The organism is Pedobacter sp. SL55, from assembly GCF_026625705.1.
In the GTDB taxonomy this organism is placed as follows: Bacteria; Bacteroidota; Bacteroidia; order Sphingobacteriales; family Sphingobacteriaceae; genus Pedobacter.
This window is the reverse complement of record NZ_CP113059.1, coordinates 3,258,753-3,285,228: the sequence shown is the minus strand read 5'-3', so window position 1 is coordinate 3,285,228 and position 26,476 is coordinate 3,258,753. Positions and strand designations below refer to the sequence as shown.

The window sequence follows — 26,476 nt, the reverse complement described above, 5'->3', positions numbered from 1 at the left end:
GATGCCCAGTAGTTCTTTCGAAATCAAAAAATATAGCAGTAAGTACAAAGATCAAATCGTATCGGTTTGGGAAAAATCTGTTTTAGCTACACATCATTTTCTAAGTAGCGCAGATTTTATAGAGATAAAAGCATTGCTTGTAGACTACGATTTTGAAATCTTAGCGATGTTTTGTTTAGTAGTTGATGAAAAAGTAATTGGTTTTATTGGTATCTATCAACATAAAATTGAAATGTTGTTTCTAGATCCAGAATATACTGGAAAAGGTTTAGGCCGCCAGCTTATAGAATTTGCTATTACCAAACAAGGTGCAACACTTGTTGATGTGAATGAACAAAACGCCGATGCTAAAATATTTTATGAGAAAGTGGGATTTGAAGTTTATGAAAGAACCGAAAAGGATGATTTTGGCAAGAACTATCCTTTATTGAGAATGAAGTTAAAGGTGTATAAATAAAGAGTAACGGGTATTTTTAACTGTTTATCAACAAGTTAAATATTTATTCTAAAAATGTGATTTTAAAAAATAAACCTAAAAGCTAGTCCCGAATTAATTTCGGGAGACGAACTGCCCATACCGTTACCCTGACCACGCAGTAGCTGCGAAGCAAATTTATTTTACTGCGTAGCTTTCCGCTTTGCTACAGGTCAGGGTCGATTAGCCAAGATTAAGCCCCATAACCCGAGTTAAACTAGTATATCCGTGCACCTATTTTTCGATGGGTAGGCGCACGGAGTAAACTTATAGCACTACCAGTAAATACTATAAAGCGCAACTAGTAGACCAACTATGATAATTGTACCAATAGCAAAGCCTTTGGTAGTTCTGAACATACTTACATCAATATCAAGTCCTTTAGAAACATCATCTCCTTTTTTCCTAAACGTACTGATGATTACCATCCCGATTACGCAGAAAATAAATACAAAGCCCATTCTATCTATAAACGGAATTTCATAAACACCATCAGCGTTTTTAACCGAAAAGCCCAATGGAGAAAGCCAAGAAAGATCTGCTAATTTAGGCAGCACCTTCAAGAAAATAGAAATCAGGAAACCGCCAATTGTAGCAAATAATGCCGCGTTGGATGTTGTTCTCTTCCAAAAGAAACCTAAAATGAACATGGCAAAAATGCCCGGAGACACAAATCCAGTATATTCTTGGATATATTGGAAACCTCCTTTTTTATCAATCCCTAAATGCGGCGCAATCAGCACGGCTAATACCATTGCAACTACAATCGTAATCTTTCCAGTGGTTACCAGATTTTTCTCCGTAGCATTGCTATTGAAAACCTTTTTGTAAACATCGAGCGTAAAAATTGTAGCAATACTGTTGGCCTTACCCGCCAATGAAGCTACCACAGCAGCAGTCAAGGCCGCGAAAGAAAGCCCCTTTAAGCCCGCAGGAAGAAGGTTTAACAATACTGGATAGGCTCTATCAGGATTTAGTGATCCGTCATGCATCATCTCTGTTTGGAATTTTCCATCTTTATAAAGCACATAGGCGGCTATACCTGGCAACACCACTATAATCGGCATCAACAATTTTAGGAATGCAGCAAATAACAGTCCACCCCTTGCCGTATTTAGGTCGGCACCCAAAGCACGTTGGGTAATGTATTGGTTGCAGCCCCAATAGTTAAGGTTTACAATCCACATACCGCCAATCAATACAGAAAGTCCGGGAAGATCTATGTAATTTTCATTATCTGGCTTAAGTACCATGTGGAAGTGTTCTGAAGCCTTCTCGGTCATCAAACTATAACCTTCCAATATTCCGTTTGTTCCATAATGTTCCGAAACTAGGTTAAGTGCAAGATAAGTGGTAGCCAATCCTCCCAAAATTAAAAAGAACACCTGTATTACATCGGTATAGCCTATTACCTTCATCCCACCAAGAGTAATAATAATAGCAAATGCAGCAATAGCGTACATACAAGCCTCAATGCTAAATCCAGAAATACTACTCACGGCCAGCGCACCAAGATAAAGGATCGAAGTTAGGTTAACCACTACATATAATAAAAGCCAAAATACTGCCATAATCATGGCTACGGTACCATTATAGCGTTGATGCAAAAATTGTGGCATGGTAGCAATCTTATTTTTCAGATAAACTGGAATAAAGAAAATAGCCACGATGATTAGGGTTGCCGCTGCCATCCATTCGTAGGTAGCTATGGCCAATCCCATCTTAAAACCAGAGCCGCTCATCCCGATAAATTGCTCGGCAGAAATATTAGAAGCAATCAAAGATGCACCAATGGCCCACCAAGTAAGGGAACCCTCGGCTAAAAAGTAATCTTTGGAATCTGCCTTTGCCGACTTCTTTTTTCGGTAGATATAAAAACCGTACGCAGCTACAATGACGAAATATACCGCAAATACGATATAATCTTTAAAGTCTAAAATATTATTTTTCATGTTTATATTTGGTTACTACTTATTCAAAAGGATTGGCCTTAACGTATTTTTCCCATTTCCAAGCGCTTGCCATCATCTCCTCTATTCCAAGCTTCGCTTTCCATCCCAGCACCTGCTCAGCTTTCGTTACATCTCCATATATCTTTGCGATATCTCCCGCTCTTCTCGGACCAATTTTGTAATCGAGTTTTTGTTGTGTTGTCTTTTTAAATGCCGCAATTACCTCTAACACAGAATAGCCTTTCCCTGTACCGATGTTAAAAATCTCGTAACGTTCTTTGGCCGCCTTCTTTTCTAATCTTTTAATAGCTGATACGTGTGCCTTTGCTAAATCTACCACATGGATATAGTCTCGTACTGCAGAACCATCAGCTGTATCATAATCATTCCCATGAACTACTATTGGTCCACGCTTGCCAATTGCCGACTGTGTGATGTAAGGCACCAGATTGGCTGGCACACCTAGCGGAAGCTCCCCAATCAGCGCAGAATCAATAGCTCCTACTGGGTTGAAATATCGAAGGCAAACCACATTTAGATTGACATTTGCCTGAGCTGCATCCCTCAATATCTCTTCGGCAATCTGCTTGGTATTTCCATAGGGAGATTCTGCACTTTTTACTGGATCTTTTTCGGTTACGGGCAACCTATCAGGCTGACCATAAACTGTACATGAAGAAGAAAAGACAAAGTTGATTTCCTTGTCAAACACGGTAAGTAGATTGAGCAGGCCGCCTAAATTATTATGATAGTATTTCAAAGGTTCTTGAACAGACTCGCCTACTGCTTTAGAAGCAGCAAAATGGATTATTCCCGTAATATTATGATGTAACTTAGCTAACTGCCTAACAGCCTTTATGTCCTGGAGATCCATTTGTACGAAATCGAAACGTTTTCCCGTAATGAGTTGTAACTGATCGAGTATTTTGATGTTTGAATTCGAAAGGTTATCGACAATCAGCACTTCGTAACCTTCACGGTGCAATTCTACTACCGTATGCGCACCTATATAGCCCGTTCCTCCTGTTACTAATATTTTTCCCATTTTATTTAAATTATTTGTGAGCCATTACCCGTTTCTACGATATAGGCATCCAACTTCAACCCAAATTTTTCTAGATATTTAACAGACACGTTATCTATTAGTCTATCTATTTCTTCATCTCTTACAATGTTGAGGGTACAGCCTCCAAACCCTCCTCCCATCATCCTTGCGCCGAGAACATAGTCTAAACCCTTAACTTGATCTACCAGAAAATCAAGTTCTTTACAGCTTACCTCGTAGTCCTCGCTAAGTCCTTTATGTGTTTCAAACATCAGTTTCCCTAAAGTGCTCAAATCGCCATTTTTAAGTGCAGCAGCTGCCTTTTTAACTCGTTCGATTTCAGCAACTACATAACTACATTTGCGATAAACATTTTCATCTTTAGCTTTTACATGTGCCAACAGCATCTCTTGGGTTACATCCCGCAAATATTCAACACTAGCATGATGGTCCTTTATCCAATTCACTCCTTTGTCACATTGCTCACGTCTTTCATTATAGGCAGAATCACTTAGCGAATGTTTTACATTAGTATTCAAAAGCACCAGCTTGTAACCATCTAATTTCAAAGGAATGTACTCGTACTCCATCGATCTACAATCAAGCATCATCGCTTGGTCTTTCTTTCCAAACACAGAAGCAAACTGGTCCATGATCCCACAATTTACACCAGCAAAAGTGTGCTCTGCTTTTTGTGATATCAGTGCCAATTCCATTTGTGGTATAGAGAGCTGATTGATATAATTAAGTGCAAAAGCTGTTGCACATTCTACAGCAGCAGAAGATGAAAGTCCAGCACCTAGTGGCACATCCCCATAGATAAAAAGGTTAAAACCACCTAATTGATGTCCTCTTTGTACCATTTCATTAGCTACACCCAAGATGTAGTTTACCCAATTATGTTCGGTTTTTTGAATAGCTGCTACAGAAGAAACATACTTAGATTGGTAACTTTCTGAATAAAGATGAATTTCGTGGTCATCTCGTTTGGAAACAGCAACGTACACCGCTTTATCGATAGCTGCAGGCATTACCAAACCGCCATTGTAATCGGTATGTTCTCCAATAATATTGATACGCCCAGGCGATTTAAACAAAACTGCCTCTGCTTGGAAAATATCCCTAAAAGTTTTTTTAAAATATTCGGTATTCATTAAAGGGCTTTTTTGCTTTTATAGTGTTCGATTGATAATTCTCTTAAACGAGCTGCTGCATATTCTGGAGTAATATCACGCTGAGGATTAGCCAACATTTCATATCCCACCATGAATTTCTTAACTGTGGCCGAACGTAATAAAGGTGGGTAAAAATGCATGTGCCAGTGCCATTCTGGATAATTACCATTATTTACAGGTGCCTGATGCATTCCGGCCGAGTATGGGAAAGATGTCTCGAAAAGATTATCATACTTGGCAGTCAATACTTTTATCGCTTCGGCCAAGTTCCTTTTCTCTTCATTATCAAAATAAGCAATGCTTCTTACATGTCTTCTGCTGATGATCATCGTTTCATACGGCCAAACCGCCCAGAAAGGAACAAGCTACTACAAAATCCTTATTTTCGTATACAATGCGTTCTCCTTTTTGCAGTTCAAGGTTCAAATAAGACTGTAAAAGACTGTGTTTGCGAATAGCGTAGTATTTCTTTTGTTGGTTACTTTCCTTCACAATCTCTACCGGAAGATCACTTTGTGCCCAAATTTGCCCATGCGGATGAGGATTACTACACCCCATAATTTCTCCCTTGTTCTCAAAAATCTGTATGTACTTTATCCAATCTATAGCCGATAGCTCATTGTATTCTTTCTGCCAAAGATCAACCACTTTTGTAATTTCTTCAATGCTTAATTCCGGTAGTGTTAAGTTATGTTTCGGACTAAAACTGATTACCTTACAAATTCCCCTTTCTGCCTTTGCCACCAATAAGTCGTTATCATTCAATGTAGCAGAAGATGTATCTTCCAATAGTGCAGAAAAATCATTTTTGAACGCAAAGCTTTCCTTATAGTTGGGATTGACATCGCCGTCGGCCCTATCGTTTGTAGGACATAGGTAACATTTAGGATCATATTCAGGTCGGTTGTCTTGTGGCAGTTCCTCTACCTTTCCCTGCCAGGGACGTTTGGTACGATGGGGTGGAAACAAGTACCCACTCGCCGGTAAGCAGATTCAATCTTCTATGTGGATCCGATGCAAAATCTAGTGTTTCGTTCATAATTATAAATTTGGCTTGGTGTAATAGATTGCTAATCTACAAAACAAATTATTAATTGTCAATAAGACAATTAATAATTTGTATAAAGTTTGTTATTTTAGCATTTTCAAGAATGATAATGATATGATAGAGTACGCTAGTCAGCCACATTACTTGGCAGCTGTTGATTGCATAGTATTTGGATTTGATGGACAACACGTTAAACTGTTATTAGTCAAAAGGGGGCTCGAGCCAGAAATCAACAAATGGAGCTTGATTGGCGGATTTATTATGCAAGATGAAAGTCCAGAAGATGCCGCTGTGAGGGTATTGAAGAAAAACACAGGCCTAGAGGGCGTATATCTAGAACAATTTCAGGTTTATGGCAAGCCAGATCGCGACCCTATAGAGCGTACACTATCTATTGCTTATTTTGCACTTATTGATATTAGCAAATACCAGAGCCAATTGAATAATGATTTTCAAGCGGAATGGTTCTTGATTAGCGAAATACCTAAACTCATTTTTGATCACAATACAATGGTGGCAGATGCCCGGAAGAAACTCAGGTACAAGGCTGCACTACATCCTATCTTATTTGAACTATTGCCTAAAAAATTCACGCTACCTCAACTGCAGAATTTGTTCGAAGAAGTGAATGACACCAAGATAGACACTAGAAACTTCAACAGAAAAATAAATTCTATAGGGCTGTTAATAAGATTGGATGAAAAGGATAAATCTGGCTCTAAAAAGGGCGCACATTATTTTAAGCTAGACAAGAAAAAATATCATTCGAATTTCCAAAGGTTTCTAAATTTAATACCTAATCTGAAGCTAGATTAAATTAAAATGAGTTTTTGGTCTTTTTCCTTCATTGCGAGGTACGAAGCAATCCTGCAACTATTATCAGGCTACAAAGCTACCGCTTTAAGATTTTTCATTAATTTATTTACTACTTTTCGTCGGTATTCAAGCTTGCTACGCAGGTGCTTCGTACCTCGCAATGACGGCCATTTTCAACCTACACAGTTTTAAAAAACTGATAATCAACTAAAAATAACCAAAACTCATGTTAAATTTAGTTATAATACAGATAGCTAAGTCATTAATTTGAATAGCGAATCGAGATACAACATTGAGCTGGCTACTACCCACAAAGCTGTTTTCCTGATAAATTAGTGTCTTATATAAAAACTAATCTAGTTTAGCGACCCCTAAAGGAGAAAAGAAGAGGTATAATAATATCATACAAATGATTAAAGAGAGGGCGGCTACATGTCTCATTTTCCATGGAACAGCATTTACGTCTGAAGCTAAGGGAGGATTAAAAACAACGTTCTTTTGCATAGGAAAAAACCATCCATAGAGCATCATCAATGCGGAAATGATTAAGAACAGGATAGCTAAGACATGCAAAAAATGTAAATCGACATCAAATATATACTCACAGCAAAAGTACGAAACCATAAACATTATCAGGCCTGCTTTCGCTGCTGTTGGTGGAACTTTTTTGTTAATGAACCCGACAACCACAATTGTTAGAATAGGCATACTAAACAACCCCGAAACTTGCTGTAAATAAGCGTAAAAACCACTATTTGCAAATAAAATAAAAGGTGCGGCAAACATTGCGCATAGCGACAGAATAATCTCAAACCGCTTACTTACCTTAATCAAGTTTTTATCTTCAATTTCTATTCCTCTTTTCTGGCAATAAGGCTTATAGATATTGAGAACGAACAGCGTGCTACTACCGTGCAAGCCTGCATTATAAGTTGTCATTGCTGCGCCAAATATCAATGCAGCGGTAAAGCCTAACAAAATTGTTGGTAATACATCTGCAACCACCATAGGAAAAACAGTTGCTGTATTAGTAACATTCGTATATAAATGCACTGCAACTAAACCCGGTAAATTAATTAAAAGTGGAGATATCAACTTTGCTAGTGCGGCAAAAGCCATTCCCTTTTGTGCATCCTTTAAACTTTTAGCAGCTAAAGATTGTTGAACTATATATTGCTCCATGCCCCAATAGTAAATGTTCACTAACACCATTCCAGTAAATATAGTACCGAAAGGAATAGCATCATGTTTGCCTCCTATTGCATTCAAATGAGAGGTATGTTTTGTAAGCAGCAGATTTAAACCATTAAAAAAGTCTCCTCCACCTAAATGATTGAGAGCATAAAATGGTAAGCAAATCCCAATAAATAGAAATCCAGCGCCAAGCATACTATCAGATATTGTAATTGCCTTTAAGCCGCCTATGATAGTATATGCGCTCCCGGTAATGCCCAATATCCATACCATGATCCAAATACACTGCCAATAGGATATGTTTAAAAGAGCATCTATATTAAACATAGATGTTAATGCAACTGCACCTCCATATAAAACAGGAGGCAAAAGGTTAACTGCGTAACTTAGCAGAAAAACTATGGAGACCAGTTTTTTTGTACTTTCGTCATACCTCAAAGCAAGAAAATCTGGCGTGGTTACCATTCCGTACTTAAAATATACAGGCAACAAAAATTGCGAAACCAGAAGAATAGCCAAAACAGATGTTACGCCCCACGCCATTACAGACATGTTATTTATAAAAACAGATTCGTTTTCTCCAACAAATTGATTTGCACTTAAATTTGTAAGAATTAGGGATCCCGCAACTACTAAATATCCATTGTTTTTTCCGCCAAAGAAGAGCCCCGAAACTGTGTTTAAATTAGTAGACCTTGTTTTATACCATGATATAAAAGCTACTGTTAACGTACAAATTAGAAAGCTCAGGATAATTGTCATGGCTTTTAGTAACTACAAGGACTGCCTAAGAAAAAGTTCGGTAGGAAGTACTTGCTGAACTTTATTTCTTTCAATAGCATAATTTGCGGCTATCTCGCCCATTCGTACAAAATCTGTAGAAAAAGTTGTTATGCCTCCAGAAATGATTTCTTTAACAATATCATCATTATGTGATAAAACAGCCAAGTCTTTACCTAACTCCCAATCATTCTTCATTACATCCTTTAAAATGGAATAAAGTTCGGGATTGTGGATAGTGAAATAAACTTTATTTTTTTCTATTGAGCCCACCTTATAACTACTTTCTATTCTACCTTTTAAGCCGCTATCTTTTAAAAACCTATTAAATGCATTAACTATCTCGTTTGGTTCTGCAGTATTTTCCCTAAAGAAGAATACAATCTCCTCATACTTAGAAAATTTGTCCTTTAATTTTTGGAATATCTCATAAGCGGGCTTTTCAAACTCCTGAACTACGTATGAATGATCGTCAGATAAATGTATATATCTATCTATGATCAAAAGTTTGAAAACAGGAATGTTTAATAAAAGCTTCTCTATCCTATCATTTGCAATAGGTGCTACAATGTATAAGCTGTAATTACCAGCTATTTGATTGAATATTGCTTCAAAAACATCAGAATTATTATGATGAAAGAAAAGATCTATCTGTACTTCTTCGCCAACCACGGCTTTAAAACTTTTAAAAAGTGCTTCTTGGAAAGTATCAAAAGCGTACAAGACCATAGCTATTTTTTGCTGCTGTCTAATATTTCCATTAATAACAAAATAACCTTTCCTATTTTTAGAAGCTATAATACCACGCTCTATTAAATCTTTATACGCCCTAACAATAGTTTCTCTAGCAAAGCCCAAACCACCAATCATCTTGTTTACGGATGGCAAAGGATCATTCAACTGAAGTTCATCGTTATTAATTGCATCTAAAATGCCCTGAACAATCTTTTCATGCTTAGATAAACTCTGAAGCTTGTCCAAAGAATTTATTTTTTCAAAAACAGCTAATTCCATTTTCAAATGTTTATCATCCATATATTACTCGGTCTCAAGCCGGTAAATATACGCACTTTCTGAATTAATTTTTTTAGAGAAAATATGCTCGAAATGAATAGTTTCATTACCTAACAACTCAATTGCTTTATACTTTTTATTAGGACTTAGACCTAGTTGTTCAACTTTAATCGCAAGTTCTTTATCTTTCTTATCATAGTTAAAAACAGCAATGTAAGTAGTCTCATTTTCTTTGCGCACAAAAAACCGTGAAGCAGCGTTTCCCACATTTCCTTCTACGGGCGTAAAGACTTTTCCACTTTTTACAACCTCCTTTAAATTATCATTTTGTAACCACTCATTAACTTGTTTTTGCCAATCTGCCTTTACAGAAAAATCATCTCCAAGTATTACTGGCCCAGTTACCAATCCTGAGATTAGCCTTGCTCTATTTGCTCCAACAGGTTCATTTCGAAACACAAGATGATCAGCATCTAAATAATCATATAAGTTTTTCTGCCACCAGCCATAGGTCACGCTATTCAGCGTATACTCCGTATTTTCTATAGAACTCCAAGCATCACAAGCTATTCTTCTGATATGGGCATATCTTCCGGTAGCTATGTTCGGCGAAATTGCAGCATATATTAGCATCTTATTGTCTAAAGCATTCGTAAGGTCTTCCATTCCTACTCTGTAAGCCTGCATGCCTGTAGTTATGGTCGGGTTATAAAACTGTACAGACTCTGCGACAGCATGACCAAGAAAGTCTATTTTAATCATTTTAAAACCACACTCTTTCAATTTATTTATCACATAGTTTACTCTTGCCTTTGTACCTGGGTGTGTTGGATCCAGCGCTCTTCCTCCATCTAAGTCATGGTAGCCTTTCCCAGTTTTTGTCCACATTTCATCGAAAGTATAATCACTACCCTCGGCCTTACGATTTTTACGTCCTTTAAATCCCCAATCGGTAAAAGGAGCCCAATAAACGCCTGGCTCTAAGTTTCTTGCTTTGCAATGAGCTACAAATTCTTTCAATTTAGAGAAATCTCCGGAAAATCCACCAGAAACCATATTATCCCAAAAAGAATCTAAATCTATGAATGCCGTATGATCTTCATTTCTAAATTTTGGTATCTCCTTATCAAAATAATTCGCTACACCCACCGCTTTTTCGTAAGTTAATCTCTCTTGAATTACCCCCCAACTGTTCCATCCAATTGGCGTTGCCTTGTCCCATTTTTTAGCATACTGTCCATCTGCAATTTTGCAGGCGCTCGCAAACTGTTCCATGCCTTCACGCCAATCGGAAAAATAACCGATGTACATTTTTGGCGATTCGATTTTATTTCCTGTTAAATACCCATGAGGTATAGAATCTCTTGTGATATTTACGTCGCTATGGCCTGCCCATAATTCGAGCTTAGAAATATGATTTACCGCACCAGCAGAACGAACTGCACTTTTCCAAACAGTATGATTTAATGCACCTAAAACCCATCCGTTTCTATTTTCGCCATCATAAATTGCTCCTACACCTGAACTTGTCATTTCCTTTGAAGATAGTGCTGGAGCATCATATCTGATAAATGTGTCGTTATCAAATGGAACAAAAAGTGTCTTTGTACTTTTAGCATCTTTTACTTTAGCATTATTTGTTATCAATGGAGCTAAATAATTCGATTTTAGTGCTTTTCCTCTAACAATTAATTGAAAAACCAAGTAAGATTTTCCTTTATAGAAAGTAAAATGCTGTTGCATTTCTGGTAAACCTTTGCCCTTGGACGTTAGTATATAACTCTGGCCTTCTCCAAAATTATCATTAACGCTAAACTGCGCAATCTTTCTTTCCTGGTAATCTTTAGACTCGTAAGTTTTATGATTTAGAATATAAGCACCCTTAGCTTGATTAAGAATTACTTCTCCCTTGTTCTTAATAGAAAACAGACCTGTTTTTGTATAAATAACTAATTCATTTCCGTTTCCAAATGGGATGATTTTATTGGCAATAGGTTGGCTGGCAAAAACCGGCAGCCCCACTATTAGTAAAAGAAATAATACGGTATAATTTTTATTCATTACTATTGAGCTTCTATTTTTAATATAACGCTTGCTCTATCTTTATTTACTTGAGGATTGAAGCCAACCTTCATTAAAAAATCGCCTGAATACACTTTGCTTTCATCAGTTGCACTTTTTGTTTCAGGATATAGATTTGTTTCAGTCAATTTATATTTTTTATTAGGATCTAATCCTTCTAATTTAACAGGAAATTTGCTTCCGGCACCATACCTGTTATTTACCAAGTAATTACATAAAAGTGCCGAGGCTTTATCTTTCGATACAAATAACATAGCTGCAACATCGTCTTTTTTAGGATGCGACAATCTGTACTGATCACCTTTCCAGATGATATGTTTTACAGCATCATAATTTTTAACGGATTGTTGCGCAAATTTCAAATCGTTCTCTTTCAAATGATCAATAACAATATCGAAGCCTAACTTGCCCATCATGGCAACATCTGTACGGAATTTAATGGGTTGTTTGCCCCAATCTGTAACGTGGTTTGCGCTACTAATTGCAGGATAAAAATATGAATTTTCCCATTGGATAAATATTCTTTCTAAAGGATCTGTGTTATCGCTTGGCCAAAACTCTGTAAAGTACTGTAAGGCCGCATAATCTACTCTTCCACCGCCTCCAGAACATAGCATTATTGGTACTTTAGGATATTTTGTTCTAATTTTTTCTAACACCTTATATAGGCCCCTAACATATTCTATATATAAGTGCGATTGATTTTTAAGGTATGCAGAGTGCGCATTATAAATAACAGCGTTACAATCCCATTTGATGTATGCCAATTCTGGGTTCTTAGTAAACAAACCGTCTACAACTCCAAATACAAAATCCTGCACTTTTGGGTTACTTAAGTCTAACACTAACTGATTTCTAAAATAGTGCTCTTCTCTTTGAGGCTGTTTAATTACCCAATCAGGATTTTTTTCGTATAACTCACTTTTTGGATTAACCATTTCAGGTTCTATCCAAATACCAAATTTTACGCCATTTGCTGTAGCCTCTGTTACTAAAGAAGAAATACCATTAGGCAATTTTTTCTTGTTCTCTTGCCAATCTCCCAAACCTGCTACATCACCATTTCGAGGGTATTTGTTTGCAAACCATCCATCATCCAATAAGAATAAATCAACACCTAGTTTTTTAGTGCTTTTTAGAAGATCTTTTAAAATTTTCTCATCAAAATCGAAATAGGTGGCTTCCCAATTGTTTAATAAGGTTAAACGCTCTCCATTTCCATCTAGCAATTTATATTCTCTAGCCCAATTATGCAAGTTTCTGCTTGCCAAACCCTTACCTTCTGCAGAGAAAGTATACATAAAAACTGGAGTTGTAAATACTTCATTCGCTTTTAAAGCATAAGGAGATGCAAAATTATTTATTCCAGAAATAATCCTAAGGTTATCTTGATGATCTAATTCTAAATCTGTTCTAAAATTACCGCTCCATTGTAAAGATCCAAACAACACTTCGCCCTCTGTTTCTGTCGCAGGCTTGTTAAAAGATACCATAAAAACTGGAGGCTGAAAAAGGTTTGCTCTGGTACCTAATTTAGAATCTAGTGTTTTAATGCCATGTGTAATTTTGCTTTCTTCTGCTTGCATTTCTTTAGCCCAGTCTCCATAAAATTGACGTAACCAGAAATCGTTTCTCTTAATATGCAAATTTGCCGAAGCGTACTTATGTAATGTTACTAGCCCTTTTTCTTTGTGGCTTATTTCTGTCCATTGCTCTACCACATCTTCATTAAAATATGTTTTGTAGAATAATGAAACTTCAAAAGGATAAACAGGATCTTTCAAATAAATTTTTGTGAGAGACACACCGGGTTTTAAAGTTTTTATTTCGTGTTTAATGTATCTTAAATCTAACGAATTGTTGCCGTCGGCATGGGTTGCCGTAATTGCGGGCTCTACCAAGTTTCTGGATCCAGAAGGCGTATAAGCAGAATTTAGAATTTCAGTATAATCTTCTGTTTGCTTATATGCTGATGAAATTGCTGCATACTCTTCTTTGTTAGCCAGCTTTTTACCTAAGTAGATAGTATTCAAATCTTTTTTCCCTGTCACATTTAATACTAAAGCATGATTTTTAGTTTCGATTGAAATTATTTCGCCTTGCGCAAATACATATTTTGGAAGTAAAGCAGTTAACAAGAAAAAATTCAATACGAATGAGATGGAGAATTTACATTTCATAATATTATTACATAAAGTTTAAGCTAATAGTGCGAGGAATTGTTCAACGCTATCAAGCATTATTTTAATTTGGTTACAGTGAAAGCCTTATCTATTCTATACTGTTCTACAAAAATAGAAATTTATATGATATTTAAAACTTGTTTAAACTTGATTTTCAGTCTGAAGGCTTCTCTCCGAAAACAAAAGACTGGAAAACAACAAACAAACGTTGTTTAAATAGCTATCAATCAGCTGAATTATCTTTTTAATTTGGTTGATATCTTATTGCGTCAGTAAAAAAAGAAAGGATGTAAAAGATCAATTACATCTAACAAACACTAATTAAGTTTTTTTTATAACACAGTGAACTGATATAAGCCAGAATCTGACTTATTTCCGTTTTTATCTTTAGTAATTACTTTCCAAAAGTAAGTTTTGTTAGCAGCTACATCTATTGTTAAAGGACTTGAAACCTGATTTTCTTTTATCAATATAAGGTTACTCATATTTTCGCTCAAGTAGATATCATAACCTAGAATATTGTTATCTACATGCGAACCTACCCAACTTAAGGTAACTTTTCCATTTACTGCGGTTACATCTTGTTTTAATGTTGGCACCAACTTATCTGCCGGAAACGGTGCAAAAGATGCTATTCCTGGGCCCGAAGTATAGAATTTCCATATCGTACTTTGAGCACTAGCGCTATTTTTTAAAGACTTGGAACGCACATACCAAGAAAATGGAGTGTTTACAGAAAGGCTAATATCCAACTTTGTATCTGTAGTTTCATGAGTACTTGAATTTCCTGTTTTAAGATCCCTTACAATAACTTCATATCTGTCAGAATTTTCATCTCTACTCCAGCTAAAGCTAATTTTACTTTTATCTGCAGTTATTGGTCCAAGTGCACAAACCTCATCTGATTTAGGTAATAAAAGCGTAACAGATTTTGGCGGTTGCCCTACTTGCTCCGAGCCTTTGTTTTTCTTACATCCCACCAGGATTAAAAAAAAGAAAGTAACATGATGCTATTTTTCATTTTTAACAATTTTTGAAGTAGTAACACCTAGTTTGGTCCTTATCCTCAAGGTGTAGACGCTACTAGGTAAATGACTAAGGTTAACAGCAATCTGGTTACCTACAACTTGATGTTGATGGCTATAGACTAGTTTTCCACTTTCAGAGAAAACAGTAATTTCTGCCGTTGGAGATGAATCATTTGCAATGACGATGAAAAGACTGGACTGGAAAGGATTAGGATAAACTGTTTTTCCTTTTTCAAGAAAAACTTTTTGCTCATAAATACCCTGACAAGCTTTATCTGTAGTAACCGATAGTATATTTTGCCCTTCCTGAATAGCTAAGGAGATATAATTTGAAACTGACTGGTAAACTTTTCCATTTAATTCGATATTATACTTAGCAGCACCAGAAAAACTTAATTCTAATGTGTTAGTTGCCTTGTTTACAAAAGAATAAACAGACAAAGGCTGTGGAGCGCCTACTTTTAGGTCATAACAGCTGCTATATTCTGCAATGCCATTTACGGTTATACATACTTTGTAAGTGCCACTTGCCAGATCTGGAATATTTAAACTACCATCAAATGCAAAGGTTTTGCTGAAATTATTACCCGTAACATTGGCCGTATAGTTTAATAATTGAGTAGCGTTAATTTTGATACTACCGTTCTTACTATCGATACAAGATTCATCGCTAACGGAAATTTTAAAATTATTAGCAGGGAGTTCAAAAGCTGGAGTTATAGTTAAGGTCTGGTTAACTGAAGTGGCAGGTAACCAGTTATTATCTCCAGCTTGCAATGCCGTTATAGTTGTAGTTCCTTGTTTTAGGATATGAATTTTATTATCTACTATTCTTGCAACTTCTAGGTTACTGCTCGAAAAGCTAACAGCTAGACCCGAACTTGCTACTGCTTCTGGCGAATAATCAATTGCATTAGATGGTTTAGAAAAGCTCTCTGCAAACTGTATCGTTTGTGTTCCTTTGGTAATTGTTAGTATTTGTGTAACATCGGTTGCAGCTAAATAAGTTGCGTCTCCGGGCTGTGAAGCCGTGATAACGGTTGAACCAACACCTTTAAAGATTATTTTATTTCCTTCTACAACAGCAACATTAGCATTACTGCTTTTATAAGTAACTTGCAAACCCGATGTAGCAGTGGCAGGATTTTCTAAAGCTAGTTTGTCGAAAGTTTTAGTTTCGATTGGTGCAAAATTTATAGTCTGCTGCTGATCTCCACCTAATTGTAGCCTAAATATGGACGCTCCAGCACCAGAAATGGTAAAATTGAGCGACCCGTTAACAACAGTTACAGCTCCACCAAAAAGTTCTTTTGATCTGTAATTCTGTCCATCTGTTAAGCCTAATCTTTTTAAATCTATACTGTAATTTTTAGAGCCAGCACCATATTTAAAAGCCGCAACGTATGTATAATTGCCAATTTCGCGAACAAATATCTCATTCGCATTTGTTCCGGTATTACCATCTAAGGGTTTAAAAGCAATTCCGTTTCTACTGATATCCAAAAGATCCTGATTTTGGAAATAATCTTTGGCCCTGGCTGTCCATTGATCTGTTACAGAAAAATCATCGCCAGTAATAAAAGTACCATTAATTAAGCCCGAGGCAACCCTGGCCCTGTTTACACCTTCACTTTCTTTTGCTAAAACGATATGATCTGCATCGATATAATCGTACACAAAAGTTTGCCACCAACCATAATTGGTACTGTTTAAGGTGTATTGCGTTTGATCTATTGTAGCCCAAGCATCGCAAGCAATTCGTCGAGAGTGAATGTATCTTCCAGACGCCATACTCGGAGAAATTGCGGCATAAACGAATATCTTTTTGCTGTTTAATTTATTAATGATGTATTCCATGCCCTGACGATAGGCCTGCATTCCGGTGGTAACGTTTGGATCATAAAATTTATCAGCTTCTATAGCCCCGTGACCTAGGAAATCTAGTTTTACCATTCCAATACCTAATTCCGAGAATTTGTTTACCATCCAATCTATTCTACTTTTTACTGCGGGATGTGTTGGATCCATTGCCCTACCACCATCCATATCGTTGTACTTTCCATTTGCCTTAGTCCAAACTTCGCTGTAAGGAGTAGCGGTGGTTTCCACATTACGTGGCCCGTCTTTCCATGAAAAATCTACAAATGGTCCAAAATATAACCCTGGAACAAACCCGTTTGCTCTACAACGATCAGCAAATGCCTTTAAATCTGCATCAGACAAGAAATCCCACCAGGCATCAAGATCAATAAAAAGTGTATTACCATTTCTAAAGGTTTTTAAATCGTTAGCGAAAAAATCTACTACAGATTTTGTATGTTGAAATGTAAGCTTATCTTGAATTACACCCCAGCTATTCCATCCAAAGGGTGTTGGCTTATCCCATTTAAAAACAAACTGAGGCTGAGCTATTTTATTCAATTTCCCATACTCTTCCATCCCAGTTCGCCAATCGTCAAAATAACCAATCATCATTTTAGCAGATTTTACCGTATTTGTATTTCCGCCAACCATGCCGTGTGCAGTACCGTCATCTCTGGTAATGGCTTTGTTAGATAGCCCGGCAAAGACGCTGAAATTTGTCAGCTTATTGGTTCTTCCTGCAATGTTAACTCCTGTTTTCCAATCGGTTTGCTCTAAAGACCCCATAATAATACCCTTGCGGCTTGTGTTATCATAAATGGCACTCACCTCTGATGTGGTAAAGTTTTGATTAGATGAAAGTGATTTTGCATCGTACCTTACAAAAGCATCGTTATCAAAAGGCACAAATAATGCTGTATTAACGCCATTAAATGGCAAAGTAACATTAGAAGTAACTAAAGGAGCCATGTAATTACTCTTTACTTGGTTACCGTTTAAAATGATTTCGGTAAAAAAATAAGGTTTGTTATTATACACATAAAATATGTGCTCCATTGGTACTAAACCATTTCCAGAGATAGAAATGATATGCTTGGTACCACTTCCAAAATTATCTGATATAGAAGAAGAACTATACAATCTGGAAGAATAGTTTACACTATTAATAGTGGCAGAAGGTGTTTTAGCTTCTGCATAAGCATCGGAGATTACTCTGATGTTATCAAAATAAACATTGTATTTACCAGTTTGTAGTGAGTATTCTATAAAACTTCCCGAAGCAATATCAATTCTCTTCGTATCTGCATTAATTGCGGAGAGATTAAACCAATCGATATTTGGCGCCCATTCATTAGGGCTATCGAATTTTATGGTGTTACTTCCAGCTTTAAGACTAATGTTAGTAGTAAGGCTTACTACAGTTGTCCATCCTCCTGTAGCCATACAATTAAATCTGGCAGGAGTATTATCGTTTACCGTAATGTTAATAGGACGAGCATTCTCTGTTGCGTAATAAATTGTTAATGCATATACTCCTGCCGTAGAAACGTTAACTGTATGAGTTAAGGTTCCATTGGTTGGGCCACCTAAATTGCCTACTAAATTAGCACCCGCACATGAAGTACAATTCTGGATATTTGCTCCGTTAGAAATGACACCACTTTCTGCCTGCCAATCTTGAGCAAATACAGCAAAATGTAAAAGTGAAAAAATTATGCTGGGCGCAACAAACTTTAAAAAGACATTGGTCTTCTTCAATATTGGTAAACTTATTTTCATTTGAAGTTCGTTTATACTTTATAACTATGTCTTACCAAGTATCTGTCCTAAAAGGCGAGGCTGGCAAATTAGAGTTATTAGTTAAGTTAGTTGATGGATTATTACCCCAGCCATATCTTACTGCAACTGGATTAGGAACTTTTTCTGAACTTAAAATCACTTTCCCATTTTCTATTTTCGCATCTGCCCAATAGAATTTCTTATCCTCGCCGGCAATAGCAAAACCCTCTAACTTTTCTCCCTTAGTTTTTAAGCCAGTATCATGATTAAAGGATAAGATTACCTTATTAGCTTTTATTTGCTTACCTTTTAAAACAGGACCACTAAACTCCGTTTTGGATTTATAATTTTTATTTAAGGCGATTAGAGCAAGTCTTTTTCCTACATCCTGTTTGTTTTTCGGATGAATATCTTGCGCATCGCCAATATCTATGGTTACCGCCATTCCTGTATTTGGCAAAGCAAGTGCTTGAGATTGTGCTTCTCTAAGAAGTGCCCAATCAGATTGTTGAGGGGGATTTTCATCTTTCTTCATGAAGTTTGCTAGTTGTACAAAATAGAAAGGAAAATCTCCGTTATTCCATTTAGCTCTCCAATCTTTTATCAATAAAGGAAATAATGTTTTATACTGCTCTGCCCGTTCTGCGTTACTTTCTCCTTGGTACCAAATTGCTCCTTTAATATTGAAATTAATGAAAGGATTAATCATAGCATTGTATAATACAGTAGACCTATTTGGGCCATCTATTGGTCTTGGATATGGCGGCAATTCATTCAAATGTAAGCCTATACTATACTTCCACTCTCCTACTAAAGAAATTTCTTGCGAACCTAAGGAAAGTGCTATTTTACTGTTCTTATCATAAATTCCGCCGCCACCACCAGTATCAAACACACGAACGGCAATGGTATTTTTGCCTGCTTTAACTAAACCTGCGGGAATGGTATATTTTCTTGGAGTGCTGTAACCAGCACCTTCCGCAATTTTTTGTCCGTTAAAATAAGTGATATCAAAATCGTCTATTGGGCCTAAGTTTAACACTAAATCTTTACCGGACATTGAGGCCGGAACATCTACCGTTTTTCTATACCAAACCACACCATCAAAATTTCCCAAAGAAGTATTTTCAAAAGATTCAGGCAGGTTCATGGTTGCCCATTTCGAGTCATCAAAATCAGTAGAAACCCATCTTTCTTGCCCGTTTAAAAAACCTCTATCTTTATCAAAAGCTTTTTTTGTCCAAGTTTTAATGTTTAAGTCTAATCTGGCAGCTAGCTTACTGTGACTAAATTTTGTCAACTCTTTTACTTCTTCTTTAAAATCATTGATGGTGGATAAAGATTCGCCACTTGTCCAGGCTTCTATAATTGTACCTCCCCATGAAGTATGTAGTAAGCCAATTGGCACATTTGTTTTTTTATTGATTTCTCTAGCGAAAAAATAAGCAACAGAAGAAAATTCAGCTATATTCTCAGGGTTGCATACCTGCCAACCTTTATCGTTCACAATTTTCGCATTATCGAGAGGCGTGTTACTCGTTACATGTTCTACCTGTAACAGCCTAATATTTGGATAGTTTGAATTAGCTATCTCTTGCTGAAAATTATTGATTTTCCCCCATCCGGCTAATGGCATTTCCATATTAGATTGCCCAGAACAGATCCAAACATCGCCAATCATAACGTTTTCGAATTTTATCGCCATTCCATCTCCCGATAGCACCATCAAATAAGGGCCGCCGTAAGAACGAGTTTTTATTTTGATCTTGAAATCCCCAGCCTGATCTGTCCATGTTGTGTATTTTTTTTGATCCCATGAGGTAACTAACATGATTTGATTACGTGGACTTGCTTTGCCTTCCATCGTAATTTCCGCATTTTGCTGCAGCACCATGTTTGAGCTAAAATAAGTAGGCAATGTAATTTTTGACCACAACGTAGACGAGGTTACGAATACCAATATAACAGCTACGCCTAAATTTCTTAATATTTTCAATTTATTATGAATTAGTTTTACTTTTTTAAACTCGTAAGATTTACCTGCAACGCTATTAAATACAACGTTATACTTGTTTCCCTTTTGCTTACTTTCAAAAGGTCCTTTCAATGCGTTTGGCAATAAAATTTTGCATTTACCTCCCGATAAAGACTTGATAAGTAAACGGGTTACTTCTCCATTTTCCCATTCTAAAGAAGCTATTTCGAAATTACCTCTTGCTTTTAATCCTGTAACGTTACCCTTGATCCAAGCTTTTGGTATTGCTGGTAAAAATTGTATTTCATCTGTCTGGCTTTGTAATAGCATTTCGGCAATACCAGCAGTATATCCAAAATTACCGTCTATTTGAAATGGTGGATGTGCGCAGAGTAAATTCGCATAAATACCGCCACCATTATTATAATCTATTCCTTCGCCGCCAACTAGACTGATAAAATTGTTTAATATCTTATAAGCATGTTCTCCATCGTGTAAACGAGCCCAAAAATTCATTTTCCAAGCCATAGACCAACCTGTAGACTCGTCTCCTCTTGCTGTTAAACTAACTTTCGCTGCTTGTGCAAGTTCAGGTGTTTGCGTAACACTAAACTGTCTACCCGGGTGCAATCCAAATAAATGAGAAGCATGACGGTGCTTGTTTTCAGGATCATCTCTATCCGTTTCCCATTCCTGTAATTGCCCCCATTTGCCAATTTTAGGTTTCAGTAAGTTATTCCTTAATGAGAGAATATGGTCTCTATATGCTTTATCAATTTTTAAAGAATCGGACGCTTCAACATAATTGGTAAACAAATCATATACAATCTGCTGATCGTAACTTACTCCGTCTTCTTTTGGACCATGCTCTGGAGACCATCCCAAAGGTGCTACCACAGTTCCATCAGGCCTTCTTTTCAAATGATCATCCCAAAATTCTGAGATTTCTTTAAGGATAGGATAGGCAAAAGTTTTCAAATAGTTTTTATCCTGTGTAAAGGCATAATGTTCCCAAATAGCCTGTGCATACCAAGCGCTTCCGGGAGTGTTCCAACTAAAACTTTCGCCACCAAAAATATTGTTTTCTGTTCTAACTGTCCATCCTCTAACTCCCGGATATTCCTTTTGCGTATTTATTTTTTTTACTTCCCGCATACTGTTGATATAATCTAAATACGGGATATGACATTCAGAAAGATTAGTAGGTTCTGCAGGCCAATAGTTCATTTGAACATTAATATTCGAATGATAATCTGATCTCCACGGCGGATTATTGCTATTATTCCAAAGCCCCTGAAGATTGGCTGGCAACCCTCCTTTTCTGGAAGAACTTATGAGTAAATACCTCCCGTACTGAAACAATAGAGCTTCAAGATTTGGGTTTCTGGTTTTCTTATAATCAATAATTCTTTCTTTGGTAGTTAATTTGGTGTTTAATACATCTGTTCCTAAATTTAAAGTTGTTTTGCCAAACAATTGTTGGTAATCTTTAATATGTTTCTCTTTTAACTGCGCTAAACTTTGTGAACCAGCAGCTTTTAGATAGTGCTGAACAACAATATTTGGATCTTCCCCTTTCCAATTACTTGATTTTTTATTGACATAATCTGTTGCCGCAGCAAGAATAATATTGAAGTTGCTTACCCTATTTAGTTGAATTTGATGATTACCGCCTTCATCTTTCTTAATTGTTAATGTCCCCCCACTATGCCTTATTAAAATTGCGGCACTATATTTTTGTCCGTTTTCTAGCGCACCAGTAATTTTAAGTTGATTTCCGTTTGCTGTAACTTTTGCTCCGTGCGCATCTTTAAAGCTAATAATTGCAGAATAAGCTTCTTTTTTATCAGAAGTATAGCTTAAAACCATTACCTTATCAGGATGACTTGCGAAATACGCTCGTGAAAATTTAATCCCATTATTTTGATAATTGATGGCATGAATGGCATTATTCAAATTTAACTCTCTATTATAACCAGTTACCGAAGACGGATTTGAATTCAAAAAATCTATAAAAATATCTCCAAAAGCCTGATAAGCTCCAGTTTCGCTTTCATCACCAGTCCACAAACTATTCTCATTAAATTGGATGTGCTCTTTTCTTATCCCGCCAAATATCATCCCGCCAATTTTACCGTTACCAATGGGATAAGCTTCTGTCATCCAATCTAATGCGGGTGCTTTATCCCATAACTTCAAATTATCATCATGCTTACCTTTTTGCGCAAAAAGTGATAATTGAAAAACTAAAAATAACGGAAGGAATAAAATGCTTGTTTTTAACATGATGATTGCTGTTAAATAATCTGTATTGCTACACTTAACTACTCTTTTTGGTCTTTACTTCCTTCAGTTCTTTATTTACTCTTACTTTAACCGAACTGCCATCAGGAGAAGAAATAGTATACTTTGTTATTTTACCATCTTTCCATGTAAAGTTTACCGTATAATTACCTCTCGCCTTTAAGCCTTTCACTTCTCCAAATTTTTTCCATGTGTCTGGTAAAGATGGTAAAAGATCTATTTCTCCTTCGTGACTTTGGATAAGCATTTCTGCAATTCCAGCGGTTGCACCAAAATTTCCGTCTATTTGAAATGGAGGACCTGCACAAAATAAATTTGCATACACTCCGCCGCCAGATCCATAATTGATATCGGTTCTTTCGGTAGGTTTTAAAACTTCTTTCAATAATTTAAACGCTCTATTTCCATCATTTAAACGAGCCCAAAAAAGCATTTTATAAGCAATTGCCCAACCCGGACCATCATCGCCTTTTACTTCTAACGTTTTTGCTGCAGCTTTTGCTAAATCTGGAGTTGCTTTCGGTGTAATTAACGATGCTGGATATAATCCATATAAATGAGAGATATGCCTATGCAGAGGATCTACTTCCTTATATTCTTCTAGCCATTCCAAAATTCTTCCATCTTTTCCAATTACACCTGCAGGAGGGATAGATTTTAATTTTTCTTCCAATTTTTTTCTGAAATCTTCATCAATATTCAAGACTTTGGATGCTACTATCATATTCCCAAACAACTCTCTCACAATCTGATTGTCAATTGTTGGTCCCATAGAAATACTTGCATGTTTGCCATTAGGAAGATAAAATGCATTTTCTGGAGAAACTGATGGAGATGTAACCAACCAGCCTGTTTTAGGGTCTTTGATTAACACGCTGTTATAAAATTGAGCTGAGCCTTTTAAAACGGGATAAATTTCTTTTAAGTAATTAACATCTTTGGTAAAAGCATAGTGATCCCACAAATTATTGCACAACCAACCTGACCCTGCATTAGAAGCACCCCAAGATGCACTTTCTCCAGGTTCAGTATATCCCCAAACATTGGTAATTACATGGGCAATCCAACCTTCTGCATTATAATAAGCTTTTGCCGTTTTTTCTCCAGGTTTTACAAGCCCTTTTACCAAATCGGCCAAAGGCAAATTAAGTTCCGATAGATTGGTTACTTCTACTGGCCAATGGTTCATTTGCACATTAACATCCAAATGATAATCTCCATTCCACGGAGTATGTATTTGGTTTGCCCACAGTCCCTGTAAATTAGGAGGCAAAAGTCCAACTCTTGTACTGCTAATTGTAAGATATCTACCAAACTGGAAAAACAATGCCGCTAAAGCTGGATCATCTTCAGGGTGATGGTAAAACAACTTCAATCTTTCATTCGTTGGCAAGCTGCTTGACTTACCTTCTCCAAGATTTAAATCTGTACGATTAAAAAATTTCTGAAAATTCTTAATGTGATTTTTCTTTTGATCTTTATAACTTTTTAGCTTTGCTCTTTCTATAATTTCATTGATAGAGGTCTTGAAATTAGGATCCTTAAAGTCTGTAGCTGCAGAAACAAAAAGAATAACTTCTGTAGCACCTTTGATAATTAAAGCGTTAGGGGTTGTTGATAGATTTCCGCCTTTTAGGCTTGCGCTAACTTTAGAAGAATACTGCATTCCTTTACCATCAATGCCGTTTTCCAATTGTCCATACATATACAAATCGTTATCTTTTGTATAGGTTTTAAATTTTTCTGGCCTGTCTAAAGTAATTTTCAGGTTTAAATTCCCTGGTTTATTAGCGGTTAACTTGATGACATTCACATCATCATCAAAACTTGTAAAATACTCTCTTTTGTATGTTACACCATTTACAACGTATGTTGTTGTGGCTAAAGCATTGTTTAACGAAAGGCCTCTGTAATAACTAGCGTATTTTTTATTTGCGTTATCTACATTATTGTATTCAAAATCTAGATTAAGCGTTCCTAAAACCTGAAATTTGCCAAATTTTTCTCCCCCAGAGCCTGGCCCAACGCAAACAAATTCTTTATCTACCAAGGCCTGTGCTTCATCATTTCTACCCGCAATTATCAATTCTCTAATTTTAGGCAAGCTTTTATGAGCATTGTAATTATTTGCATCTTGCTTACTCCCAGACCACAAAGTGATGTCGTTTAAAACAATTTTCTCCTTTTCAACTCCACCATCAGGAGTCATACCTAGCCTTCCATTTCCTAAAGGAACGGCTTCTTCCCACATTTTAGCTGGCTGTGTATACCAAAGTTTTAAATTTTTATTTTGAGCAACAGCATAATGACTACTTACAGCGGCTAAAAAAAATACAAGTTTCTTCTTGAATAACATGGTTTAAAAATTTAGTTTTCAGCGCTTAAAATTCTTAATTGTAAATCAGAATTTTAAAGCGTTTATACTTAAAATGCGAGCTAATAAAATGATGGATTATTTTTCCAGATTTATAGATACGTGTAAGTTTTAAACACACCTACACGTATCTTTTTAAGATTTATCGAATTATTTATTGATAATTCCAGAATGTTAACTGTGTCATGTTACTGCTGTCGTTACTTCCACTAGCAACTTTCTTAATTCTTACTCTTATGTATCTTACTTTTGGAGGATTTGCTACAAATGCGAATTTCATAGGATTTACCCCATTATCTGTTCTTTTTGCATCTACTAAAAGTTTCCATCCTTTACTTACAGCTTCGGCTGGCCACGTAGCATTGCTAGGATCTACAGATAATTCTACTGGTGTAGTTTCTATTCCCCATATTTCAAACTCGGTTGGGTTATGGTTGCCATCTCTACCTATAATTTCAACTCTGCGTAAATCATTATATACTTTACCCATATCAAAAGTTATAGCATGAGGTAGAGTTTTAGAAGAACTATGGAAAATATTAGGATAAGACTGAGGTGTTGTAGCGCCGTTCCAAAGCTTGTTTATCCCTGTACCCGGTTCGTAAACACCTACATCTCTAGCCAAAGAGATTGCACTGAATAAATTTTTAGCACACATGATTTCTTTAAACTCATAAGCTGGATATGTACTAAAATTGCTTACATAGAATGTATCTATTGCTCCTCTTGCTGGTATATAGGCTGATTTATATAGAATTGGTGTGTTTAATTTATGATCTGTTAATGTGATTACATTTGCATTACCCTTAAATACCTTTTCTGTTTCTATCCCAAATTTATTTTGATACTTTATCGTTGTGCTCACATGTATGGTATCTGGAGTAATAAATTTTAGCTCTACCTTTTCATCTGTATATGTTAAGTAAGGTTGTTCTGCATCATACCCTCTGTTAAGAAGTGAACTACTATAAACATCGCCGTAAATTTTAACATTATTAACTTCTTGGGGAATAGACCTGTTTCCTTTAGCATCAGCAGAAAATATGGTAAAGGCATATACGTATTCTTGAAGTCCAGAAATAATTGTGCTGATACTATCTGTTTTTTGCGTAATATTTACTATTTGAGAATCCAATTTATTATTCCAATAAACAATATATTTTGTAATTGTAGGATCAGAACTTAATTTCCATTTGAGTTGTACCCTATTTTTTCCAGGGTAATTAGAAACATTACCGACAGCACCAGTATAAATTACTTCTTTGCCTTTTAAAAAATTTCGAAAATCTGTGTCCTGTTTACTACAGCCATATATCACAACTGTAACTAGAAGAAGCATTTTTATAATTATATTTTTCATGTTTTCTCTATTAAAAACTAACCTATTAA

Annotated in this window: 16 protein-coding genes; 2 read left to right on the top strand and 14 right to left on the bottom strand. The window is 36.2% G+C overall.

The window, feature by feature from the left end:
- Nucleotide 1: 1 nt before the first annotated feature.
- On the top strand, nt 2-457 hold the full coding sequence (locus OVA16_RS14630) for a GNAT family N-acetyltransferase (RefSeq protein ID WP_267760752.1): 456 nt from the start codon (nt 2-4) through the stop codon (nt 455-457).
- 293 nt (nt 458-750) lie between these two features.
- Here OVA16_RS14630 and OVA16_RS14625 read toward each other — a convergent pair whose 3' ends face one another.
- Genes OVA16_RS14625 through galT (OVA16_RS14605) form a run of 5 tightly spaced genes read right to left on the bottom strand, consistent with a single transcriptional unit; the run spans nt 751 to nt 5,616 of the window.
- A complete protein-coding gene (locus tag OVA16_RS14625) occupies nt 751-2,427 on the bottom strand; it encodes a sodium:solute symporter family transporter (protein WP_267760749.1) in 1,677 nt (558 codons plus the stop codon).
- Nucleotides 2,428-2,446: 19 nt separating this feature from the next.
- The gene (gene galE, locus OVA16_RS14620) at nt 2,447-3,472 is read right to left on the bottom strand and encodes a UDP-glucose 4-epimerase GalE (protein WP_267760747.1); all 1,026 of its coding nucleotides are present in this window, start codon (nt 3,470-3,472) and stop codon (nt 2,447-2,449) included.
- A gap of 5 nt (nt 3,473-3,477) precedes the next feature.
- On the bottom strand, nt 3,478-4,626 hold the full coding sequence (locus OVA16_RS14615; protein WP_267760745.1) for a galactokinase: 1,149 nt from the start codon (nt 4,624-4,626) through the stop codon (nt 3,478-3,480).
- A complete protein-coding gene (gene galT, locus OVA16_RS14610; protein ID WP_267760743.1) occupies nt 4,626-4,976 on the bottom strand; it encodes a galactose-1-phosphate uridylyltransferase in 351 nt (116 codons plus the stop codon). Before galT (OVA16_RS14610) ends, OVA16_RS14615 begins: the two co-directional genes overlap by 1 nt.
- 4 nt (nt 4,977-4,980) lie before the next feature.
- Nucleotides 4,981-5,616, bottom strand: coding sequence for a galactose-1-phosphate uridylyltransferase (gene galT, locus OVA16_RS14605; RefSeq protein ID WP_267760740.1), 636 nt, complete (start codon nt 5,614-5,616; stop codon nt 4,981-4,983).
- Nucleotides 5,617-5,764: 148 nt separating this feature from the next.
- Between galT (OVA16_RS14605) and OVA16_RS14600 the strand changes: the two genes are divergently transcribed.
- Nucleotides 5,765-6,511, top strand: a complete 747-nt coding sequence (locus OVA16_RS14600) for an NUDIX hydrolase (protein WP_324288415.1) — start codon at nt 5,765-5,767, stop codon at nt 6,509-6,511.
- Nucleotides 6,512-6,862: 351 nt separating this feature from the next.
- Here the strand turns inward: OVA16_RS14600 and OVA16_RS14595 are convergent, their stop codons facing one another.
- From OVA16_RS14595 to OVA16_RS14555, 9 genes are all read right to left on the bottom strand, one after another.
- The gene (locus tag OVA16_RS14595) at nt 6,863-8,467 is read right to left on the bottom strand and encodes a solute:sodium symporter family transporter (RefSeq protein WP_267760738.1); all 1,605 of its coding nucleotides are present in this window, start codon (nt 8,465-8,467) and stop codon (nt 6,863-6,865) included.
- A 12-nt stretch (nt 8,468-8,479) separates the two neighbouring features.
- The gene (locus OVA16_RS14590) at nt 8,480-9,499 is read right to left on the bottom strand and encodes a GntR family transcriptional regulator (RefSeq protein WP_267760736.1); all 1,020 of its coding nucleotides are present in this window, start codon (nt 9,497-9,499) and stop codon (nt 8,480-8,482) included.
- Between the two features lie 24 nt (nt 9,500-9,523).
- Entirely contained in the window at nt 9,524-11,560 is a 2,037-nt protein-coding gene (locus tag OVA16_RS14585; RefSeq protein ID WP_267760733.1) for an alpha-galactosidase, read from the bottom strand.
- 2 nt (nt 11,561-11,562) lie between these two features.
- On the bottom strand, nt 11,563-13,761 hold the full coding sequence (locus tag OVA16_RS14580; RefSeq protein WP_267760731.1) for an alpha-galactosidase: 2,199 nt from the start codon (nt 13,759-13,761) through the stop codon (nt 11,563-11,565).
- Between the two features lie 335 nt (nt 13,762-14,096).
- Complete coding sequence (locus tag OVA16_RS14575; RefSeq protein ID WP_267760729.1) at nt 14,097-14,744, bottom strand: hypothetical protein; 648 nt, start codon at nt 14,742-14,744, stop codon at nt 14,097-14,099.
- Between the two features lie 30 nt (nt 14,745-14,774).
- Nucleotides 14,775-18,434 (bottom strand): T9SS type A sorting domain-containing protein, encoded by a 3,660-nt coding sequence (locus OVA16_RS14570; protein ID WP_267760726.1) that lies wholly within the window; start codon nt 18,432-18,434, stop codon nt 14,775-14,777.
- 31 nt (nt 18,435-18,465) lie between these two features.
- Nucleotides 18,466-22,695: a glycosyl hydrolase family 95 catalytic domain-containing protein gene (locus OVA16_RS14565; RefSeq protein WP_267760723.1), complete on the bottom strand. Its 4,230-nt coding sequence runs from the start codon at nt 22,693-22,695 to the stop codon at nt 18,466-18,468.
- A gap of 34 nt (nt 22,696-22,729) precedes the next feature.
- Nucleotides 22,730-25,069, bottom strand: coding sequence for a glycoside hydrolase family 95 protein (locus OVA16_RS14560; RefSeq protein WP_267760720.1), 2,340 nt, complete (start codon nt 25,067-25,069; stop codon nt 22,730-22,732).
- 172 nt (nt 25,070-25,241) lie between these two features.
- A complete protein-coding gene (locus OVA16_RS14555) occupies nt 25,242-26,426 on the bottom strand; it encodes a DUF4998 domain-containing protein (RefSeq protein WP_267760717.1) in 1,185 nt (394 codons plus the stop codon).
- Nucleotides 26,427-26,476 lie beyond the last annotated feature (50 nt).

Excerpts from the sequence above, each read along its gene's own strand:
- OVA16_RS14615 (WP_267760745.1), bottom strand. The coding sequence starts at position 4,626 with ATGAATACCGAATATTTTAAAAAAACTTTTAGGGATATTTTCCAAGCA.
- OVA16_RS14630 (WP_267760752.1), top strand. The coding sequence starts at position 2 with ATGCCCAGTAGTTCTTTCGAAATCAAAAAATATAGCAGTAAGTACAAA.
- OVA16_RS14590 (WP_267760736.1), bottom strand. The coding sequence starts at position 9,499 with ATGGAATTAGCTGTTTTTGAAAAAATAAATTCTTTGGACAAGCTTCAG.
- OVA16_RS14570 (WP_267760726.1), bottom strand. The coding sequence starts at position 18,434 with ATGAAAATAAGTTTACCAATATTGAAGAAGACCAATGTCTTTTTAAAG.
- galE (WP_267760747.1), bottom strand. The coding sequence starts at position 3,472 with ATGGGAAAAATATTAGTAACAGGAGGAACGGGCTATATAGGTGCGCAT.
- OVA16_RS14555 (WP_267760717.1), bottom strand. The coding sequence starts at position 26,426 with ATGCTTCTTCTAGTTACAGTTGTGATATATGGCTGTAGTAAACAGGAC.
- OVA16_RS14565 (WP_267760723.1), bottom strand. The coding sequence starts at position 22,695 with ATGTTAAAAACAAGCATTTTATTCCTTCCGTTATTTTTAGTTTTTCAA.
- OVA16_RS14560 (WP_267760720.1), bottom strand. The coding sequence starts at position 25,069 with ATGTTATTCAAGAAGAAACTTGTATTTTTTTTAGCCGCTGTAAGTAGT.
- galT (WP_267760743.1), bottom strand. The coding sequence starts at position 4,976 with ATGATCATCAGCAGAAGACATGTAAGAAGCATTGCTTATTTTGATAAT.
- OVA16_RS14585 (WP_267760733.1), bottom strand. The coding sequence starts at position 11,560 with ATGAATAAAAATTATACCGTATTATTTCTTTTACTAATAGTGGGGCTG.
- OVA16_RS14595 (WP_267760738.1), bottom strand. The coding sequence starts at position 8,467 with ATGACAATTATCCTGAGCTTTCTAATTTGTACGTTAACAGTAGCTTTT.
- OVA16_RS14580 (WP_267760731.1), bottom strand. The coding sequence starts at position 13,761 with ATGAAATGTAAATTCTCCATCTCATTCGTATTGAATTTTTTCTTGTTA.
- OVA16_RS14625 (WP_267760749.1), bottom strand. The coding sequence starts at position 2,427 with ATGAAAAATAATATTTTAGACTTTAAAGATTATATCGTATTTGCGGTA.